Annotated in this window: 23 protein-coding genes and 1 pseudogene; 11 read left to right on the plus strand and 13 right to left on the minus strand. The window is 67.2% G+C overall.

The window, feature by feature from the left end:
• Positions 1-119 precede the first annotated feature (119 nt).
• From A5663_RS08685 to A5663_RS08695, 3 genes are all read right to left on the minus strand, one after another.
• Positions 120-488, minus strand: a complete 369-nt coding sequence (locus tag A5663_RS08685) for a hypothetical protein (protein ID WP_068146803.1) — start codon at positions 486-488, stop codon at positions 120-122.
• Between the two features lie 54 nt (positions 489-542).
• Positions 543-1,532 carry an NAD-dependent epimerase/dehydratase family protein gene (locus A5663_RS08690; protein WP_068146808.1) on the minus strand — a complete coding sequence of 330 codons (990 nt, stop codon included), beginning with the start codon at positions 1,530-1,532 and terminating at the stop codon, positions 543-545.
• A 63-nt stretch (positions 1,533-1,595) separates the two neighbouring features.
• A complete protein-coding gene (locus tag A5663_RS08695; protein WP_068146860.1) occupies positions 1,596-2,345 on the minus strand; it encodes an SDR family oxidoreductase in 750 nt (249 codons plus the stop codon).
• A 42-nt stretch (positions 2,346-2,387) separates the two neighbouring features.
• Here A5663_RS08695 and A5663_RS08700 point away from each other — a divergent pair, with 42 nt between their 5' ends.
• A complete protein-coding gene (locus A5663_RS08700; protein ID WP_068146812.1) occupies positions 2,388-2,951 on the plus strand; it encodes a chorismate mutase in 564 nt (187 codons plus the stop codon).
• Here the strand turns inward: A5663_RS08700 and A5663_RS23505 are convergent.
• The 5 genes and pseudogenes from A5663_RS23505 to A5663_RS08720 all read right to left on the minus strand — a co-directional run bounded on the left by A5663_RS23505 (position 2,944) and on the right by A5663_RS08720 (position 6,132).
• Positions 2,944-3,411, minus strand: a complete 468-nt coding sequence (locus A5663_RS23505) for a zinc finger domain-containing protein (RefSeq protein ID WP_231976732.1) — start codon at positions 3,409-3,411, stop codon at positions 2,944-2,946. The genes A5663_RS08700 and A5663_RS23505 overlap by 8 nt on opposite strands.
• A 150-nt stretch (positions 3,412-3,561) precedes the next feature.
• Positions 3,562-3,807, minus strand: a pseudogene (locus A5663_RS23510) (DNA-formamidopyrimidine glycosylase family protein); the annotation flags it as partial.
• Between the two features lie 16 nt (positions 3,808-3,823).
• A complete protein-coding gene (locus A5663_RS08710; RefSeq protein ID WP_068146817.1) occupies positions 3,824-4,216 on the minus strand; it encodes a phage holin family protein in 393 nt (130 codons plus the stop codon).
• Between the two features lie 95 nt (positions 4,217-4,311).
• Positions 4,312-5,064 carry a precorrin-6A synthase (deacetylating) gene (gene cobF / locus A5663_RS08715; protein WP_068146820.1) on the minus strand — a complete coding sequence of 251 codons (753 nt, stop codon included), beginning with the start codon at positions 5,062-5,064 and terminating at the stop codon, positions 4,312-4,314.
• Between the two features lie 15 nt (positions 5,065-5,079).
• Positions 5,080-6,132, minus strand: coding sequence for a YihY/virulence factor BrkB family protein (locus A5663_RS08720; RefSeq protein WP_068146823.1), 1,053 nt, complete (start codon positions 6,130-6,132; stop codon positions 5,080-5,082).
• A 104-nt stretch (positions 6,133-6,236) separates the two neighbouring features.
• On the opposite strand from A5663_RS08720, the gene A5663_RS08725 reads away from it, so the two are divergent.
• Both A5663_RS08725 and A5663_RS23780 read left to right on the plus strand, forming a co-directional pair.
• Entirely contained in the window at positions 6,237-7,145 is a 909-nt protein-coding gene (locus tag A5663_RS08725) for a diiron oxygenase (protein ID WP_068146825.1), read from the plus strand.
• The gene (locus A5663_RS23780; protein WP_197503342.1) at positions 7,142-7,420 is read left to right on the plus strand and encodes a DUF4873 domain-containing protein; all 279 of its coding nucleotides are present in this window, start codon (positions 7,142-7,144) and stop codon (positions 7,418-7,420) included. Before A5663_RS08725 ends, A5663_RS23780 begins: the two co-directional genes overlap by 4 nt.
• Before the next feature lie 4 nt (positions 7,421-7,424).
• Here A5663_RS23780 and A5663_RS08735 read toward each other — a convergent pair whose 3' ends face one another.
• Positions 7,425-7,694 (minus strand): DUF4235 domain-containing protein, encoded by a 270-nt coding sequence (locus A5663_RS08735; RefSeq protein ID WP_068146831.1) that lies wholly within the window; start codon positions 7,692-7,694, stop codon positions 7,425-7,427.
• A 47-nt stretch (positions 7,695-7,741) separates the two neighbouring features.
• Between A5663_RS08735 and A5663_RS08740 the strand changes: the two genes are divergently transcribed.
• The 4 genes from A5663_RS08740 (at position 7,742) to A5663_RS08755 (ending at position 12,338) form a co-directional block, all read left to right on the plus strand.
• Positions 7,742-8,608 carry an LLM class flavin-dependent oxidoreductase gene (locus tag A5663_RS08740; protein WP_068146834.1) on the plus strand — a complete coding sequence of 289 codons (867 nt, stop codon included), beginning with the start codon at positions 7,742-7,744 and terminating at the stop codon, positions 8,606-8,608.
• A gap of 78 nt (positions 8,609-8,686) precedes the next feature.
• Complete coding sequence (locus tag A5663_RS08745; protein WP_068146839.1) at positions 8,687-9,703, plus strand: chemotaxis protein CheB; 1,017 nt, start codon at positions 8,687-8,689, stop codon at positions 9,701-9,703.
• Positions 9,693-10,454, plus strand: coding sequence for an STAS domain-containing protein (locus tag A5663_RS08750; protein ID WP_231976731.1), 762 nt, complete (start codon positions 9,693-9,695; stop codon positions 10,452-10,454). Before A5663_RS08745 ends, A5663_RS08750 begins: the two co-directional genes overlap by 11 nt.
• A gap of 42 nt (positions 10,455-10,496) precedes the next feature.
• Entirely contained in the window at positions 10,497-12,338 is a 1,842-nt protein-coding gene (locus tag A5663_RS08755; RefSeq protein WP_156744394.1) for a CheR family methyltransferase, read from the plus strand.
• On the opposite strand, the gene A5663_RS23310 is transcribed toward A5663_RS08755, so the two are convergent.
• Together A5663_RS23310 and A5663_RS08765 are read right to left on the minus strand one after the other, a co-directional pair.
• Positions 12,335-12,715: a hypothetical protein gene (locus tag A5663_RS23310; RefSeq protein WP_068146842.1), complete on the minus strand. Its 381-nt coding sequence runs from the start codon at positions 12,713-12,715 to the stop codon at positions 12,335-12,337. The two genes, A5663_RS08755 and A5663_RS23310, sit on opposite strands and share 4 nt — an antisense overlap.
• Positions 12,716-12,791: 76 nt before the next feature.
• Positions 12,792-13,793, minus strand: a complete 1,002-nt coding sequence (locus tag A5663_RS08765; RefSeq protein ID WP_068146844.1) for an AraC family transcriptional regulator — start codon at positions 13,791-13,793, stop codon at positions 12,792-12,794.
• Positions 13,794-14,029: 236 nt separating this feature from the next.
• Between A5663_RS08765 and A5663_RS08770 the strand changes: the two genes are divergently transcribed.
• From A5663_RS08770 to rnhA, 3 genes are read left to right on the plus strand one after another with little or no spacing between them, the layout of a single operon-like run.
• The gene (locus tag A5663_RS08770; RefSeq protein WP_068146847.1) at positions 14,030-14,797 is read left to right on the plus strand and encodes a hypothetical protein; all 768 of its coding nucleotides are present in this window, start codon (positions 14,030-14,032) and stop codon (positions 14,795-14,797) included.
• A 57-nt stretch (positions 14,798-14,854) separates the two neighbouring features.
• Complete coding sequence (locus tag A5663_RS08775) at positions 14,855-15,466, plus strand: FHA domain-containing protein (RefSeq protein ID WP_068146849.1); 612 nt, start codon at positions 14,855-14,857, stop codon at positions 15,464-15,466.
• Positions 15,467-15,516: 50 nt separating this feature from the next.
• The gene (gene rnhA / locus A5663_RS08780) at positions 15,517-15,981 is read left to right on the plus strand and encodes a ribonuclease HI (protein WP_068146852.1); all 465 of its coding nucleotides are present in this window, start codon (positions 15,517-15,519) and stop codon (positions 15,979-15,981) included.
• Here rnhA and A5663_RS08785 read toward each other — a convergent pair.
• Positions 15,968-18,256, minus strand: a complete 2,289-nt coding sequence (locus A5663_RS08785; protein ID WP_068146855.1) for an ATP-dependent DNA ligase — start codon at positions 18,254-18,256, stop codon at positions 15,968-15,970. The genes rnhA and A5663_RS08785 overlap by 14 nt on opposite strands.
• Before the next feature lie 43 nt (positions 18,257-18,299).
• On the opposite strand from A5663_RS08785, the gene A5663_RS08790 reads away from it, so the two are divergent.
• The gene (locus A5663_RS08790) at positions 18,300-18,512 is read left to right on the plus strand and encodes a hypothetical protein (protein WP_197503345.1); all 213 of its coding nucleotides are present in this window, start codon (positions 18,300-18,302) and stop codon (positions 18,510-18,512) included.
• A 30-nt stretch (positions 18,513-18,542) separates the two neighbouring features.
• Here A5663_RS08790 and A5663_RS08795 read toward each other — a convergent pair.
• The coding region (locus tag A5663_RS08795) for an HNH endonuclease signature motif containing protein (RefSeq protein ID WP_068146858.1) at positions 18,543-19,523 on the minus strand (981 nt) is incomplete at its 5' end.

Consider the following 19,523-nt stretch of genomic DNA (forward strand, 5'->3'; position numbering starts at 1 on the left):
CGCCGGTATCGCAGCGAGCGCGGCCGCTCCGCCTGACTGCCGCTCCGTCTGACCCGCAGACAACAATGCGGCGCACGCTACCGAAAGACGTGCGCCGCATTGATGCTGGATAGCTGAGATTAGCCGGCCGGGATGTTGAGACAGCCGACATTGGGCAGGCATCCGCTCGCGCCACCGGGACCGGCCGTACCGCCGGGACCGTTCGGGCCCAACGAACCGCTGGCGCCCCCGGGACCGGCCGAGCCGCCGGGGCCGTTCGGGATCACGCCCTGGGCGCCGCCACCATCGGCGGTGCCCTGCGGGCCGTTGGGGACGTTGACGTTCGCACCACCGCCGGGACCGGCGTTGACGCTGCCGACACCGGCGCACGGCGTGCCGTCGGCGTTCAGACATGGCGGCTGGGCACCGGCGATGGGCGCAGCGGCGATCGCAGCGGCCGCAGCGCCGGCGAACAACAGGGGCTTCATCTTCGTCAGTGTCACGTTCATGTCGTAACGGCTACCACGACGCCAAATTGCTTAAACCTGCGAACCAATCTGCTGTCACAGCCTGCCGACCCGCCGCAAACCGGAAACGGTGTCCGCCAGCGTCTCCTGCGGGTCGCGGTAGCTGATGCCGAGTTCGGTCTCGCTCGGCGAGTCGTCCGACGACGGCATCTGCGTGTAGTACTGCATCGCCGCGCTGGTCACCGGGGAGTCGAACGGCAGATAAGGCCCGACCACGTCGGCGACTCTTCCGATGTTGCGCAGCAACACGTCTGGCAGCGGATACACCCGAAGCGTCTGGTCTGCCGCCTGTCCGATCATCGACGCCAGCTCCGCGATGCCGACTCGCTTGCCGCCGGCCATGTATCGGCGCGGTCCCTTTCCGGGCTCGAGCAGTGCCGCGTGCAGCGCGGCCAGGTCGCGAACGTCGACGACGACCCAGCCGCCGCCGCGCCCCGGCACCCCGCGCATCTGAACTGCCGCCTGAACACCTTCGGCCGCTTCCCCGAACTGGTTGCCGGCGGGCGGGCCGAGCACCATGCCCGGATACGTGATGCTGACCGGCGCGCCCGCATCCTGCAGGCCGCGTGCGTACTTCTCCACCTCGGCCTTGGACTTGCCGTAGCCGTCGCTGCCCCCGACGACGGGGAGGTCGGCGCGCAGCACGTCGAGCCCGGGACGGAACAACGCGGTGAAACTCGACACGTGGACGATCGGATCGAGGCCGCGCTCAGCAGCGGCCCCGAGCACATTGCGGGCGCCGTCGAGGTTGGTCCGCAACATCTTGTCGGCCTGCCGCGGATCGGTGGAAACCATTGCAGCGGAATGAATGACAGCGTCGCAGCCGTCCATGGCCACAGCCGTCGCGTCGGCGTCGGCGATGTCGCCCACGGCGTAGTCGCCGGTGTCGACGCCGATCTTTGCCGCGCTGGTCGCCAGCCGCGCCGGATCGCGGACCAGAAACCGCACCTGATGGCCCGCATCGGCGACGGCCTTGGCCGTCCACGCACCGACGAAACCGGTTCCCCCGGTCACAAGCACCTTCATCGAAACCTCCAATAGGGACTAGCGCTGCGGTCTACCCCGTCGCGCCGCTTCCTACACGGCGCGCTACGCGAAGAGCTTCGTCAGCCGCGGCGGCAGCATCCGCATGACCGGAACCAACGTCGCCCACGGCCACCACGGCACCGTCGCGCGGCCCCGCTCGCGTTCGATCGCGTCCACCATCGCCCGCACACCGGTTTCGTTGTCCACCATCAACATCGTCGAGCCGGCCTTCGCTGTCATCTCGGACTCGATGTAACCGGGTTCGAGGACGGTCACCGCGATGGGGCCGCTCGCGTACTCCGCGCGCAGCGATTCACCGAGCGACGACACGCCGGCCTTGCTCGCCGCGTACGCGGCTTTCACACCTGGTACGCCCTTGTTGCTGAGTACCGAGGACACCAGGACCAGGTGGCCGCCGCCCGCCTGCTTGAACATCTCAAGCGCGGTCTCGATCTGCACAAGCGCCGCAACGAGATTGGTCTCGATGGTGGCTTTGTTCGCCCACAGCTTCCCCGACCCCAGCGCGGCGCCTTTCCCGACGCCCGCGTTGACGATGATGCGGTCGATGCCACCGAGCTCGTCGGCCAGTTCGGCGAACACCTTCGGCACCTGGTCGTGGTCGTTGACGTCGAGCGCGGCGACGGCGACCGTGATACCGGGATGACGCTCGCACAGCTCGGCCTTGAGCTCGTCGAGACGGTCCGTCCGGCGCGCGCACAACGCGAGGTCACGCCGCTTGGCGGCGAAGGCGCGCGCCATGCCGGCGCCCAGGCCGGAGCTCGCGCCGGTGATCAGGATCTTCTGCCGAGTCACCCCGACAGCGTAGGTGAGCGCGACGGAGGCCAAGATGGTCGCATGGCTTCTCTGCGCGCGGTCGCACTCCTGCTGGCGTTGGTCTTCGCGATGTCAGCGCCGGTGGCGCAGGCCCAGCCCGTCTTGCCCTTCTACCGGCTGGTGGACACCGCGGCGCAGCGGTTGGCCATCGCCGACCCGGTGGCGGCGGCCAAGTGGGTCAATGGCGGGTCGATCACCGACAAGGCCCGCGCCGACCAGGTGCTCGACTCGGTGGCCGCCGACGCGACCGGCAGGGGAATCGATCCGCAGTACGTGCGCGACGTCTTCACCGACCAGATCGACGCCACCGAAGGCGTCGAGTACACCCGGTTCGCACAGTGGGAATTCGACCGGGCCACCGCGCCCGCCGCGGCGCCCGATCTGGCCGCGTCGCGTTCGCAGATCGACGGCTTCAACAGGGTGCTCGTCGAAGAGATTGCGCTGCACTGGAATTTGCTGCACAGCCAGGGGTGCGCACAGGACCTGTCGGACGCGACGGCAGCGGTGGTGGCCGCGCGCCGACTCGACGTGCTCTATCAGCAGGCGCTGAAGTCGGCCACCCGGTCCTACTGCCGGCCTACTTGAGCAGGCGCGACATTCGACGATCGGCGAGCACCTTGCCGCCGGTCTGGCATGTCGGGCAGTACTGAAAAGACTTGTCCGCGAACGACACCTCTCGCACGGTGTCCCCGCAGATCGGGCACGGCAGACCCGTCCGCGCGTGCACCCGAAGCCCGGAGCGCTTCTCGCCCTTGAGCGTTGCGGCCTGCTGACCGACCGAGCGCGTCACCGCGTCGGTGAGCACGCCGATCATCGCGTCGTGCAGCGCCGAAAGCTGCGCATCGGTCAGCTTGGCCGCCGTCGCGAACGGGGAGATTCGCGCGACGTGCAGGATCTCGTCGCTGTAGGCGTTGCCGATGCCGGCGATCACCTTCTGGTCGGTGAGCACTGTCTTGATCCGGCCGCTGTTGCCCGCTAGCGCCGCGGCAAGGTCGTCGGGGCCGAGCGAGAGTGCGTCGGGGCCCAGGGTGGCGATGCCGGGCACCTTGCCCGGGTCATCGACGAGCCACACGGCGAGCCGCTTCTGGGTGCCGGCCTCGGTGAGGTCGAAGCCCGGAGCCTCTCCCGGCGTGCCCAGATGGACCCGCAAGGCGATCGGACCCTTGCCCGGCTTCAACGGCGCAGGCGCCAGCTTGTCCGACCACCGCAACCAGCCCGCCCGCGACAGGTGCGTGATCAGGTGCAGGTCGCCGGCCTGCAGGCCGAGGTACTTGCCCCAGCGGTTGGCATCGGTGACGGTCTGGCCGTGCAGGGCCGACACCGGGGGGTCGAACGTCTTGAGCACCGAGAACGCCGACACGTCGACGCGGCCCACCGGTAGCCCGACCGCATGGCGACGCAGATGATCGGCGAGCGCTTCGACCTCGGGCAGTTCGGGCATGGTTCCAGTGTGCCGGTCAACCCCGTCGGCCGAGGCCGCCGGTCACCAGCGACAGCAGCCAGCTCACGACCGACAGCACGATCGCCGCCCAGATCGCGGTCCACCAGAAGTGGTCGATGACCAGGCCCCAGTGTGTGGTGTGCTCGGTGATCCGCGACGTGATCCACAACATCAGCGCGTTGACCACGACGTGGAACAGGCCCAGCGTGACGATGTAGAGCGGGATCGACAGGAGCTGCACGATCGGCTTGATGAACGCGTTGACCAGACCGAAGATCACCGCGACGACGAAGACGATCCCGACTTCCTGCAGCGCCGAATCGCCGCCGACGAACCTGATGCCGGACACGATCTGCGTCACCACCCACAGCGCGACACCGGTCAGCGCGGCACGAAGCAGGAAGCCCACGCGGTCAGTGTGCCACGCAGCCGCCACGAGGTTCCGGTACGCGACGGCCGAGTTGACTGGTTGATTCCATGCAGTATGTGCGGGCAATCAACCAGTTAGCCGCGTCGAACCCCCGGACGCAGGAGGTAGGTGTCCATGATCCACCCGTGGCGCGCCCTGGCGTCGGCACGCAATTGCGCGATCTGCGCGCCGACGTCCCCGACCGTGCCCGACATCAGCAACTCGTCCGGCGTGCCGAGGTAAGCGCCCCACCAGATCCGGGTGGCGGGCGGGCAGGACAGAAACGAGCAGTCGCCGTCGAGCATCACCACCGCGCTCCCCGACAGCCCATGCTCGCGCAACTGTCGCCCGGTGGTGATCAGCACCGGCTCGCCGACGTCGTTGAGTGGGATGCGATGCCGCGCGGTCAGCGTCTGGATCGCGGTGACGCCGGGGATCACGTCGTAGTCGATGTCGACGTGGCGGGCGACGGTGTCGAGGATGCGCAGCGTGCTGTCATACAACGACGGGTCACCCCACGCCAGAAACGCGCCGACGCCGTCGGGCGCGAGCTCTCTCTCGATGGCGTCGGCCCACACCCGCGCACGGGCGGCATGCCAGTCCGCGACGGCATGGCGGTAGTCGCCTTCGCGGGCGCGCGGCGGATCGGGTAGTTCGACGAACCGGTATCCGGGCTCGCGGATGAACCGCCGGCAGATGTGTCGGCGCAACGCCACCAGATCGTCCTTGGTGTCGCCTTTGTCCATCGCGAAGAACACCTGCGTGTCGTTGAGCGCGGCCACTGCTTGCGCCGTCACCTGATCGGGATCGCCCGCGCCGATGCCGATGACGTGAATTCGACGGGTCACGCCCGCAGTATGCCTTCAGCGCTTGCGGCCACGCGAAAAGCGCAGCCGCCGGGCGAGCTTCTCGTCCTTCTTGTCCGCGGCCGCTTCCTTGAGCAGGTTGCGGGTGTCCTTGGGGGGCAGCTGCAGCTCTTCCTCGGCGGGCAGGCCGGCCTGGAGCTGTCGGCTGCGTTCGAGTTCGGCGTCCACTTCGGCGCCGAACAGCAACGCGAGGTTGGTGATCCACAGCCACAGCAGGAACACGATGACACCGGCCAACGCGCCGTAGGTCTTGTTGTAGCTGCCGAAGTGCGAGACGTAGATGCCGAACCCCAGGGACGCGATGATCCACACCACGATCGCGAGCGCTGCGCCGCCGCTGATCCAGCGGAACCTCGGCTGTTCGACGTTGGGGGTGACGTAGTACAGGATCGCGACCGCCGCCACCACGAACAGCAGGATCAGCGGCCACTTGGCGACGTTCCATACGGCGACCGTGGCGTCGCCCAGCCCGATCACGTCGCCGACCGACTGCGCGATCGGACCGCTGATCGCCAGCATCAGCATCACCGCGCCGGCCAACACCAGACCGGCCAGCGTCAGCAGCAACTGCACCGGACGCAGCTTCCAGACCGGGCGCCCTTCTTCGACCTCGTAGATGCGGTTCATGGCCCGGCCGAACGCGCCGACATAGCCCGAAGCCGACCACAGCGCGCCGAGAATGCCCATCGCCAGGGCGATTCCGGCCGAGGGTGAGTTGACGAGTTGCTCGACGGTGGGCCGCAGCGTGTCGAGCGCGGACGCGGGCGCGACGCCGGCGGCGATCTCGAGCAGCGCATCGACCGTGCGCCGGCCCTGGCCGAAGACGCCGAGCAGCGACACCATGACCACCAGCGCCGGAAACGCCGACAGCACCGCGTAATACGTCAACGCGGCGGCGAGGTCGGTGCACTCGTCCTGCTGGAACTCCCGCACCGCCTTGCGCATCGCGTAGCGCAGCGACGGCCGCGTGAGGTCCGTCGGGGACTCGGGTTTGCGGGGATCGTCCGGGTCAGGGGGCCGAGTCGTGTTGTCGGCCTCGTCAACTCGCATACCAATCGATACCCCGAGCCGCCGGAGTCAAACGCCGTCGTTACCGCAAGTATGCAGTACCGCGGGTATTGACATGTGTCTGATGCGTACTTACCTTCCTATCTATGAGTACGCCGGTCAGTGCATCCCGTCCGACGCGCGAGAACATTGCAGAGCGCCTGCTGAAAGGCTCGGCCAAGAAGTCGTTTGCGCCCGCGGTCGACATCGACTGGGACGCCCCGCTGGACCCGGACAAGTTCTTCCTGCCACCGCAGATGGTGACCCTCTACGGCACGCCGATCTGGGACGAGATGTCGCGCGAGCAGCAGATCGAACTGTCCCGGCAGGAGTTGGTGAACATTCTCTCGGCGGGCATCTGGTTCGAGAACATCCTGAATCAGGCGCTGCTGCGGGACCTGATGCACAGGGACGTGAGGGCGGCGTCGACGCACTACTCGTTGACCGAACTCGGTGACGAGACACGGCACATGGTCATGTTCGGCAAGGTGATCGAACGGCTCGGCGCGGAACCGGTGCAGCCCCGTCGGTGGCAGCGGTTCACCATCAACTCGCTGCCGCTGCTGTTCCGCGGCCCGATCCTGTGGGGCGCCGCGCTGGTCGGCGAGGAGATCTTCGACGCACTGCAGCGGCAGATTCTGGAGGACCCGGATCTGCAGCCGATCGTCAAGCGGCTCATGCGCATTCACGTGACCGAGGAGGCGCGCCACATCCAGTACGCGCGCGACGGGCTGCGCCGGACCAGGCCGCACATGCGCTTCTTCCAGCGGTTCGTGATGAGCAACCTGCACGGTGTCGGCGGGCCGTTCTACCGCTACCTGCTGGCCATCCCGGTGCCGTACCGGCGCATGGGTCTGGACGCCCGTGCTGCCCGGCGGATGGCATTGGAGAACAAGCACCACCAAGATGCCAAGGTCGCGGGGTTCGCGCCGCTGGCCGCGTTCTTCGAGGAAGTCGACCTGATGGGTCCGATTGCGCGACGCATGTGGCGGCGAAGCGGATTCCTGCCGGGATGAGCGCGATCTACGACGGGCCCGCCGCGCTGCGGGTGCGCGAGGTAGACCACGGCGTGCGGGTGCGGTTGACCGGTCACCTCGATCCGATCGACGGCCGATATCACTGGCGCGGAATGGTTTTCGATCTCGCACCGGATTTCCGCATGCCACAGACCGTGCACATCTCGATCGGCGATCGCACGGCTGAGGGCCAGTTGACCGAGGTGACACCCTGGGGCACGCACAGCGTGGCGGGCGTCGGCACTCCCCCGTACCTGTCCGACGCCGACGAGTGAGCGGCTAACGCGGGTCTTCGTCGGTCAGCGCCTGAAAGCCCTTAGCCTGCGCGCGGGCCAGCGCGGCTCGGATCAGCCCGACGATCAACCCGTGCACCGCAGCTGCGACGAAGGCCTCGCGCGTCGAGCGCGACAGGTCCTGCGGTTCCGGCGGTTCCTGATCCGATGAGCTGACCCGTTGCCAGACCTCCGTGAAGATCTTGCCGGCCAGCAGACCACCGGCGATGCTGCTCGCAATGGACAGGGGTTTGTATAACGCCTTGGCCGCACTCACGGCGTTCAAGTTCCCTACGTGCCAATCGCTAAACCTATTATTGCGGCGTGCGGTTCACCTACGCCGAAGCGATGACCGACCCGACGTTCTACCTGCCGCTCGCTCAGGCGGCGGAGGGCGCCGGCTACCACGCGATGACGATCGCCGACAGCGTCGCCTATCCACTCGAGTCGGACTCGAAGTATCCGTACACACCCGACGGGAGCCGCGAATTCCTGGACGGTAAGGCGTTCGTCGAGGCGTTCGTACTCGCGGGTGCGCTGAGCGCGGTCACCACGACGCTGCGGTTCAACTTCTTCGTGCTCAAGCTGCCCATCCGGCCGCCGGCGCTGGTGGCCAAACAGGCCGGATCGCTGGCCGCCTTCTTCGGCAATCGCCTCGGGCTGGGCGTCGGCACGAGCCCGTGGCCCGAGGACTACGAGCTGATGGACGTGCCGTTCGCCAAGCGCGGTCGGCGGATGGACGAGTGCATCGCGATCATCAAAGGGCTGACCACCGGCGAGTATTTCGAGTTCCACGGCGAGTTCTACGACATCCCCAAGACGAAGATGACACCGGCGCCCACCAAGCCGATCCCGATCCTCGTCGGGGGCCACGCCGACGCCGCGCTCAGGCGGGCGGCTCGCAACGACGGCTGGATGCATGGTGGCGGTGACGCGGCGGAACTGGATCGACTTCTCAAGCGGCTCAAGCAGTTCCGCGAGGAGGAGGGCGGCAACGGGCCGTTCGAGATCCACGTGATCTCCGCCGACGCCTATTCGCTCGACGGCATCAAACGGCTCGAAGACAAGGGCGTCACCGATGTCATCGTCGGGTTCCGCGTTCCCTACATCATGGGTCAGGACACCGAACCGCTCGGCAAGAAGATCCGCCACTTGGAGAAATTCGCCGAGAAGGTCATCGCCAAGCTCTGAGCCGGCCCGGCCCACCAGGCGTAACGTCGGGAGGTGGAAAGGGGTTACCTGTTCCGGGGTACGGGTAACCGGTGTGCAATGGCAAGCACAGGGTCAGGGCCTCGCGAGACCCTGCCAGGCGTCGTGGCGGTCGGCGCATCCGCCGGCGGCGTGGAGGCGTTGACCCAGTTCGTCGCCGGCCTGCCGCCCGACCTGCCCTACGCCGTGCTCATCGTCCTGCACATGCCGCCGAGTGCGCCGAGTGTCCTGGCCAAGATCCTCGACCGCAGCGGACCGCTGCCGGCCCACACCGCCACCGACGGCGCCGCGATGGAACCCGGCCACATCTACGTCTGCGCACCCGACCGCCATCTGCTGGTTGCCGACGACCATGTGATCTTGTCGGAAGGCCCCACGGAGAACGGCCATCGGCCCGCGATCAACGCGCTGTTCCGTTCTGTCGCATTGAGTTACGGCCCGCACGCCCTCGGCGTACTGCTCTCCGGCGTGCTGGACGACGGCGTGCTGGGCGCCGCTGACATCCGGTCGCGCGGTGGGGCCACCGTCGTTCAGACACCGAGTGATGCGCTGTTTGCGGCCATGCCGCTCAACGCAATTCAAGCGGGAGCCGCCGATCACCAAGCCGCGGCAAGTGACATCGGCACCGTCCTGACAAAGTTGCTCGAACGAGAGATCGAGGTTCGGGAAATGGAACCTGACAAAACCATGGAACTGGAGAACCGCATCGCGATGGGACGCAAGTTCTCGACCGCTTTCGACTCGGAGGAGTTGGGTGAGCATTCGGGCTACATCTGCCCGGATTGCAACGGCTCCCTGCTAGAGGTGAGCACAACCAGCTACCGCTGCCGCGTGGGGCATGCATGGACGGCCGATGCCTTGTTGAAGGCCCGCGACGAGGAGGTCGAGGGGGCGCTCTGGGTGGCGTTGCGCAGCCTGCGCGAAAAGGCCAAGCTGTCCCGCAAGCTGGCGGACACCGTCGGGGCCGGCTCGGTGCGTCAGCGCTACCTCCAGACCGCCGAGGAGGCCGACCGCGCGGCGCTCGTCCTCGGCGAGCAGTTGTCCAGCGCACCGCCCGGAGAGTTCGGTGACCGCTGAACCCAGCCCGTTGACGGTGCTCGCAGAGCCACTGGGCAATGTCGTGACGCTGCGACCGCGCGGTGTGCTGGACAGCCGGTCATACCGTGGTTTGCGCGACACGATCATCAAGGCGGCCCTCGACCAACCGCGGGCCGTCATCGTCGACATCAGTGACCTCGAGGTGCCCGCCGAATCTGCGCTGGCGGTGTTCACCAGCGCCCGTTGGCACGTCGGCCGCTGGCCTGAAGTACCCATCCTGCTGGTGTGCGAAGTCGAAGCCGTCCGAAAGGCGCTCACCCGCAACGGCATCACCCGCTATGTGCCCTCCTACGACAGCATGCCTGCCGCGATGGAGGCATTGGCCGAGGCCCATCCACCGAAAGTCCGTCGCCGCGCCCGCGCCCAACTGCCGAGGACTGCGGCAAGCCTGCAGCGCGCACGGGAGCTCATCGTGGAGTGGTTGACCGCGTGGTGCCAGACCGAGCTGATCCCGACGGCCAAAGTTGTGGCCACCACGCTCGTCGAGAACGTACTGCAGCACACCGACAGCCGACCGGGGTTGCGGATCGAGTCCTACAACGCGGCCGTGACCGTCGCCGTGACCGATGCCAGCAGGCAGCCTGCGGCGCTGCGCGAGGAGTCCGCGCGCAGCCGGGCACCGTCGGGCCTGCAGATCGTCGCCGCCCTGTGCCGGACGTGGGGTAATGCGCCGAACACGGACGGCAAGACGGTGTGGGCGGTCATCGGCCCGGAGAACGCGCTTCAATGAGTATGTTCGACGTGCAGCGAACGCGAACGAACGGACACCGAAGTGAGCCAACAGACAGAAGAAGCGTTCGAAGCGCTGCTGCGCTACATGCGCGACTCCCGCGGATTCGACTTCACCGGCTATAAGCGCGCGTCGCTGATGCGGCGTGTGCAGCACCGGATGGGTCAGGCTGGTTTCGAGTCGTACGAGCAATACCTCGACTATCTGCAGGCCAGCTCGGACGAGTTCAACGCGCTGTTCAACACGATTCTGATCAACGTCACCGCGTTCTTCCGGGACCCGCCCGCGTGGGACTACCTGCGCGAGGACGTCGTACCCGCCCTGCTGGCCGAGCGCGCGCCCAACGACCCGATCCGGGTGTGGAGCGCCGGATGTGCCTCCGGTCAGGAGGCTTACACGCTCGCGATGGTCCTGGCCGAGGCCCTCGGCGCGGATGCGTTCCGGCAGCGGGTCAAGATCTATGCGACCGATGTCGACGAGGACGCGCTGACCGAGGCCCGGATGGCGTCGTACGACGAGAAAGCCGTCGAGTCGGTACCGGCGGAGTTCTTGCGGACCTATTTCGACCAGGTCAACGGCCGGTACGCGTTCCGCAAGGATCTGCGCAGGGCGGTCATCTTCGGCCGCAACGACTTGGTCAAGGACGCCCCCATCTCCCGGGTCGACCTCCTGGTCTGCCGGAACACGCTGATGTACCTCAACGCCGAGACGCAGCGGAACGTGTTGAGCCGCTTGTACTTCGCGCTCGCGCCGCAAGGGACCCTTTTCCTCGGACATGCCGAGATGCTGCTGAGTCACAGCGACCGATTCGCGCCAATCAACCTCAAACACCGCATCTTCCGCAAGGTGGCCGGACCATCCGACGGTGCGGAGAGGTTCGACAATGCAGAACCCGTCATCGAGCGGCAAGGTGATCTGACCGGGCTCGATCCGATCGGTGAACTGGCCTTCCGCGCCGGGCCCGTCGCGCAGATCGTCGTCACCAGCGACGACACCGTCGCGATGATCAACCAACAGGCCGAGTCCCTGTTCGGGTTGTCGGCCCGCGACATCGGCCGCCTTCTTCGTGACCTCGAGGTGTCGTATCGACCCGTCGAGCTGCGCGCCTACCTGGAGCAGGCCAAGGTCGAACGGCGGTCGGCCCGCATCCAGGACGTGCAGTGGCAGCGCCCCGGTACGGACGCGGTGTGGTTCGAGATCCATGTCAACCCGCTGGTCGACACCGACAGAGGGTTACGGGGTGTGTCGATCGTCTTTTTCGACGTGACCGCGACGCGCGCGCTGTTGGACAAGGTGGTGCAGACGAACCGTCAGCTCGAGACGGCCTACGAGGAACTGCAGTCGACCAACGAAGAACTCGAGACCACCAACGAAGAACTGCAGTCGACGGTCGAGGAACTCGAAACCACCAACGAGGAGTTGCAGTCCACCAACGAAGAACTCGAGACGATGAACGAGGAGCTGCAGTCCACCAACGACGAACTGCACACGATCAACGATGCGCTACGCGAACGCAGTCTCGAGCTGGACGAGGTGCGGCGGTTCCTCGATTCGCTGGTCAACTCGATCCAGTTCGGCATGGTCGTGGTGGACCGGGAGATGCGCGTGGTGCTCTGGAACCGTGGCTGCGAGGAACTCTGGGGACTGCGGGCCGACGAGACCGTCGGCGGGGCGCTGACCGCTCTGGACATCGGGTTGCCCACCGAGGAGGTCAAGCCGCTGATCGGCCAGGCGTTCGTCGATCCGGGCATCACCACGGAGGCGACGCTGGATGCCGTCACCCGTCGGGGCAGACAGGCACGCGTGCGGATCACCTGCACCGGGTTTCGCTCGGCTGAGGAGACCGTCAACGGCGCGCTGCTGCTTATGGAGGTGCTGAACTAGCCGCGGGTGTCCTCGGCCTCGAGCGCCTCTTCGTCCAGTGCCGCCTGTTCGTGGTGCCGGGCGGCCTCGCGGTGGCGTTCGGCGGCGTCCTGATGGGGTTCGACGTCCCGGTCGTCCGCGCGTATCGCGGCCTGCTCGTGGGCAGCCGCCGCCCGCAGGTGAGCCCGCTTGGCATCGTCGTGGCGTTCTGCGGCACCGTGGTGAGCGCGGCGGGCGCGCTCCAACGCCTCCGAGGCACGCCGCTGCGCGCGCGCCACCGACTCCGGGGTCGCGGGAACTCCCCGAGCCAACTCGCTCTGCCGCTGACGAAGCTCAGCCGCCCGGGCGCGGGCCAACTCGCCGCGCGCGATGGGCTCGGGCGTGTCGTCGTCACTCATAGATCGCTCCGGGCCGATGTTCGGGTCTACAGAGCAAATTTACGCCCCGCCGCGTGTCCGCACGCCACGTTGTCGACTATGCGCGCAGCGTCGTGTGCGGGCTCTGGCCGTAGGTCTGGCGGTAGAGCACAGCGAACCGGCCGGTGTGGGCGAAGCCCCAGCGCGCGGCGATGTCGGTCACCGTGTCGCTGTTCCGGTCGGCGGCCAACAGTTGTTGATGGGCGTAGTGCAACCGGAGCCGACGGAGATACTGCAGCGGCGTGGTGTCGAGGTGATGGCGGAACATGTACTGCACTGCCCGCGGCGTGACGTGGATGGCTTCGGCGATGTCGGCGAGCGCAATGTCGTTGGTGGCGTTGGCGTCCATGAACTCCATCGCGCGGCGCAGGAGCACGGGCTTGTGGTCGGTGCGATCGTGTGGACTCGGCCCGGCTGCCCCGGTGTTCGGGAAGGCCGCGAGCGTCACCGCCGCCAGCAACCGGCTCACATGTCCGACGACCAATGGGGTGGCGAGCACGTCGTCGCTCAGCACGGTGTCCCGGATGTAGCGGACAGTGCTCTTCCACATCTGCGCGGCGTTTTCGTCCGTCGGCGAGTAGCTGGTGAAGCGAATCGGCAGCGGAGCCTGCCCCCGGGGCAGACCGGTGGCCACACCGGACACGACGGCAGGATCGAGCAGGAGCACCGTGGCGTTAGCGTCTTCCGACCACGCCCGGTGCGGAAGGTGCGGTTGGGTCACCATCCCGATTTCGCCGGCCGACACCTCGGACCGCGTGCCGTCGCAGGCACCCGACACCCGGCCGGCCCGCGGCCAGACGGTGAGCACCCGATTCAGCGGGTCGGGGCGGACTTCGACTTGACCTGCGACATAGATCTCGTCGAGCGTCAGCGGTCCGACGGTCGCGCGAGCATGGGTCAGTAGGGAGCCCTCCCGGTGGGGCGACGGCTTGCGGGACAGCCTCAGCTTGGCGCCGTAGGCGTCTTCCAGGAACTCGTCGGCGTCGGCGGGATCGGTGATGTCGACTTGCGTGCGTTCCAGCCGGCGCGCCTCGAACGTTGCGCTACTGATGGGGCTCACCTCATCGGGTGACGCAGTGGCGAGGCTGGTGGCTCAGCCCCATTGCGACCAGCGTACCCGGCCAACGCCTCCCGAAACGAAAAGAAGGCCACTTCCAACAGTTCCTTGCCCCGAGGACAGAAAACCCTTCCCTCGGCGCCACAGAGTCTGGCTCTTCAGGTGATTACGCAAAACCGCGGCGCTGACGACGATTTGTGTCGTCCCTGCCGGAAGCGCACCGACCTCGAGGAAGAGCGATGACGATCACTGCACCAACCCGAACCTACTGGCCCGCTCCGGACGAAACCGCGCGACCGCGGCCGCTGCCCGGCAAATGGGAGATCGCGCGGCTGGCGCTGGTGCTGCTGCTGGCGGCGATGCCGATCCTGGGGATCTCGGTCGACGTCTTCGACCTCGTGAACCAGAACGTCACCTCGATCGTCCTCATCGCGCTGTGCGCCGTGCTGGCCACGCTCATCACGTTCGCGCCGCACCGGATCGACATGATCGTCGGCCGCGGCCTGATCGCCGGCATGGTGGCCTGCATCGTCTACGACGGCGCCCGATTGTTCGCGGTGCACGTCCTGGGCTTGATGGGCGACTTCATCCCGGCGATGGGGTCGTGGGTCACCGGTGAGCCGGACACCGCGGGAAGCGCGGCGGTCGGCTACGTGTGGCGCTACATCGGTGACGGCGGCGGCCTGGGCGTCGCGTTCTTCGTCGTCGCATTCGCATTGGGCATCGACCGATGGAAGAACGTCCATGCGGTGTCGGCCGCGGTGGTCTTCGCGGTGTTCCCGACGTGGACCGGGCTGATGGCGACGGTCGCGCTGGCCCCGCACGGCGAGGAGGTGATGTTCCCGCTGAACGTCGCGACGGTCACGATCACCTTGATCGGCCACCTGATCTTCGGCCTGATCCTCGGACTGGCTTTCCTGAAGGCGCCGCGCGGCCGGGACCGCAGCGGCTGGCCTTGGCCGCCGGTGCTGGAATCCGCCTACCAGAGGTTCGCCTACCGGCGGTGACCGTTCGCCGACCAGGGACCTCCTGTCTGGGCCAGAATTGCCCCGATAGGAGGTCCCATGTCTTCGCACCTGGAAGTCTCGAAGCCCTCGGGGCGAGAACTGGTCGCGCTCAACGGTGATCGGGTGACGGTCGGCAAGGCCTCGACCAACACGGTGCCGCTCGAGCACGACGAGACCGCCTCGCGGTTGCACGCCGTGCTCGAGAACCTCGGATTCGCGTGGTCGATAAGGGATCTGGGCAGCCGCAACGGCACCTATCTCAACGGCGAGCGGATCTCCGCCGAACGGGTGCTGCGCTCGGGCGACGAACTGCGCATCGGCAAGTCCCGACTGATCTTCTGGGAGGTCAGAGACGGCGTGAACGGCAAGCTCGACGAGGAGACCGTCACGGTCGCACCGATCGAGGCGCCGCCGCGGCTCACCCGTCGCGAACTGGACGTGCTGATCGTGCTGTGCCGCCCGTTGGTCTCCGACGACCCATTTCCCGAACCCGCATCGGTCCGCAGGATGGCCGGCGAGCTGTTCGTCACCGAGGCGGCCGTCAAGCAGCACCTGCAGAACCTCTACGACAAGTTCGCCATCCCCGCCGAGGGCGACCGCCGCGTCCGGTTGGCCAACGAGGCGTTGCGGCGCGGCGCCGTCACGCTCGCCCAGCTGCGCGATACCTGACGTCGCGTGTCGCATTCCGGGCGCCTCGACGCGGCGCCTATCCTCGGCGCATGCTCGCGCCTGCTGACGCCGTGATAATCCACACCGACGGCGGATGCCGACCCAACCCGGGCCCAGGCGGCTGGGGGGCGGTGTTGCGCCACCGTGAGCACATCCGCGAGATGTGTGGTGGCGAGGCCGGTCCGACAAGCAACAATCGGATGGAACTGACGGCGCCCATCATGGCGCTCGAAGCGCTCACCAGACCCGTTGCGGTGCAGCTCTATACGGACAGCACCTATGTCCGCAACGGCATCACCAAGTGGGTGCACGGCTGGCAGCGCAACGGCTGGCAGACCGCGGGCAAGCAGCCGGTGAAGAACGTCGACCTCTGGCAGCGGCTCCAGCTGGCCTGCGCGCGGCACCGCGTCGAATGGTTCTGGGTCAAAGGGCATTCGGGAGTGGCCGACAACGAACTGGCCGATGTGCTGGCGACGCGCGGACTGCAGGCAGCGCTGTCCGCTACTCCCAGCTGACGTCGGCCGGTTCCTTGTCCGGGCGCAGCCCTCGCCAACTCGGTTGGCGCAGCCGGTCATCAGACGTCCGTTCGCTGTAGCGCACCTCGCCGACGAGTTCGGGCCGGACGAACGTGACGCCTTTCGCATCGGCTCGCGGAAGCCTTTCGTTGAACGGGCTGTCGGTTGTCTCCAGCGGCTTGAGGGTCTTCTTGAGTTCGGCGAGCGCCTTGTCGGTGAAACCGGTACCGACGCGCCCGACGAACTGCAGACCGCCGGCTGGATTCTTCGGGTCGGGGATGCCGAGCATCAGCGAGCCGATGCCGCTCGAGCGCCCACCCTCGCCCACCCGCCAGCCACCGATCACGACTTCCTGGGTGTTCCACAGCTTGTCCTTGATCCACGACGAGGACCGCCGCCCCGGTTGGTATGTCGAGTCACGTTTCTTGGCGACGACGCCTTCCCAGCCTTTCTTGCGGGCATGTTCGAGCGCCTCGGGCCCGTCACCGGGCAACAGCTCCTGCATGATCAGCCCGCCCCCCTCGGCGAGCGTCTCGAGGATGCGCCGGCGGTCGGAGTACTTGGCGCGCAACAGCGACCGGCCGTCGAGGTGCAGGACGTCGAACGCCCAGAACTCCACCCGGGTGGAGCGGGCCCGGTTCTGCATTTCGGAGAAGCTCGGCACGTTCGACTCGTCGAGCGCGACCGCTTCGCCGTCGAGGATGACGTGGTGGTCGGCGAGATCGGCTGCCAGCGCCTCGAATTGGGGAAACTCTCCGGTGACGTCGCGGCCGCGTCGTGAGCGGACGGTGAGCCGGCCGTGGTCGGCGTCGATGATCACCCGGTAGCCGTCGAACTTGCCGTCGAACGCCCACTGGCGGCCCTTGAGGTGGGCCACTGACCCCTCGGTCGACAGCATCGGCGCGAGATCGCCTGCGTGCGGGCGGTTTTGCTCCTTCATCCGGTGCGCGAGCCAGTTCTTGCCGTTGGTCTGGATCAGCGCGTACCGACCGTCGACCTTGGCGCCGCGCAGGTTGATGATGACTTCGCCGCCCTCTTTGGTGCTGTCGGGCGGCACGTCGTTGAACTTCTCGGCCTCGTAGGTGCCGGTGTCCCAGATGATCATCTTGCCGCCGCCGTACTCGCCTTTCGGGATCTCGCCGTGAAAGGTCAGATACTCCAGCGGATGGTCTTCGGTGTGCACGGCAAGGTGGTTGACCGACGGGGTGTCGGGCAGGTTCTTGGGCACCGCCCAACTCACCAGCACGCCATCACGTTCCAGCCGCAGGTCGTAATGCAGCCGTCGGGCGTGGTGTTCCTGGATGACGAACTTGTCGTTGTCCCCGGTTGTCGGCGGCTTGCTCGGCACCGGTTCCGGTGTTTTCGCCGCGTCGCGCATGCTGCGGTAGGTGGTCAGCCGGTCGGGCACCGGCACCGCCTCGTCGAGCGGCGCCAGCAGGTCGCCCATCTCGTGGACGCGCTCGAGCACCTCGTCGAATCGCAGATGCCGCAGCTTGGGGTCGCCGATCTCCTCCCAGGTCCGCGGAGCCGCGACGGTCGGATGTTCGCGTCCCCGAAGGGAATACGGGGCGATCGTGGTCTTGGCGCCGTTGTTCTGGCTCCAGTCGAGAAAGACCTTGCCTGCGCGCAGACTTTTGGTCATCGTCGCGGTGACGCGCTTGGGCATCGTCTTCTCCAGCTGCTGAGCAACCCGCCGCGCGAGCACTGATGCGCCCTGTGAACTGATCGGCTCCTCCAGCGGCACGTAGAGGTGCAGGCCCTTGCTGCCGCTGGTGAGCGGGTAGGTGGTCAGGCCGATGTCGCTGATCAGATCTCTTACCTCGTGGGCGACCTCGCACAGCTGACGGAAGGTGACTCCCTCGCCGGGGTCGAGGTCGAAGACGATGCGGGTTGCGGGACCCGGAGTCGGTGGCCCGTCATCCGTTGTGATGAACCGCCATTGCGGCACATGCACTTCGAGCGAGGCCTGCTGCGCGATCCACGCCAACCCTTCGGCGGTGTCAATGAGCGGATAGGTCGTCGTCCCCGACCGGTGGGTGACCGATGCGCGGTCGAGCCACTCCGGCGCCGACGATGCGAGCTGCTTCTCGAAGAACGACGGCTCGTCGACGCCGTTGGGCCACCGCTTGCGGGTGACGGCGCGACCGGCGATATGCGGGATCATCGCCTCGGCGATGCCGACGTAGTAGTCGAACATCTGAGCTTTGGTGGTGCCCGTCGCGGGGTAGAGCACCTTGTCCGGGTTGGTGAGCTTCACCCGGCCGAAACGATCCACAGTGTGAACGTATACCCGCTGCTACGTTGGATTCGTGACGACAATGCTGGCGGCGTTGCTGGTCACGGCGGCGGCTCTGCTGGCGGCGCCGCATGCGGCAGCCGATCCGCAGGATCTCGTGCCCTATTGTTCGGGTGACCAGACGCCGATCGACGACAACTGCCAACCGATCGCGCACCAGGAGTTCACGCACGGCCCGGGCTTCGATCCAGACCTGTCGAGCGGGTTGGATCCGTCGAACGAACCGCTCACCTGAGCAACCGGTCGCGGTCGTGCCGCGGGGTTGTCATGCGGCGGCGGGTGTCGGTCCTGCCCGGCTTTCGGTTTCGTCGTCGGGTGGTTGGTGGAGTCGCTCGGGGCGGTGGTATTCGTTGATGCGGGATTGTCCGGTGTCGAGCTGCGGCGGTGGTATCCATTCGACGTCGTTGTCGTCGTTGATTTTGGTGGTCCAGCCGCCTGGGCCGACCATGCGGTTGTCGGGCCCGCACGCCAAGCCGAGTTCGTCGACGTTGGTTTGTCCGTCGTGGGCCCAGTCGCAGGCCGCGTGATGGACTTGGCATCCGTAGGCGGGCACGGTGCAGCCCGGCTTCGTGCAACCGCCGTCGCGGGCGATGAGCATGATCCGCTGCGCCGGTGAGGCCACCCGCCGCGCACGAAACAAGTCCAGCGCTGATCCGGTGGCCTTGTCGAACACCGCCAAATAGTGGTTGGCGTGGGCGGCCATGCGGATGACATCGGCGATGGGGACGACGGTGCCGCCACCGCTGACGCCGACACCGGCGCGGCTCTCGAGGTCCTGCAAGGTGGTGCGCACGATGATCGAGGTCGGCAACCCGTTGTGCTGACCCAACTCACCGCTTTCCAGCACACTGCGCCCGACCGCGACCAGGGCATCATGCTGGCGCTGCGCCACACTGCGGTGATCTTGGTCGATCTGCGCCTGTGACGGTGAGCCGGCGACGCAGGGATTTTCGTCGTCGGGGTTGCACATGCCCGGCGCGGCCCACTTCGCGAAGATCGCCTCGTAGATCGCCCACGCTTCGGGAGTCAGCAGGCCCCGTACCGGGATCATCTTGTCGAGTCCCTGGGGCCCCTTGGACACGCCGCGACGCCGCGCACGCTCGCGCTCGTCGGGTTCGGGGCCGTCCTGATCGAGCAGGAACAGGATCCGCTCGGCGTTGTCCTTCAATTGCTTTGGTCCCACGCCGATCGCGGTGCGCACCAGATCGACTTCGATCTGAGCCCGCGTGCGGGCATCGACGGCGGC

Source organism: Mycobacterium sp. E740 (assembly GCF_001672895.1).
Classification (GTDB): domain Bacteria; phylum Actinomycetota; class Actinomycetes; order Mycobacteriales; family Mycobacteriaceae; genus Mycobacterium.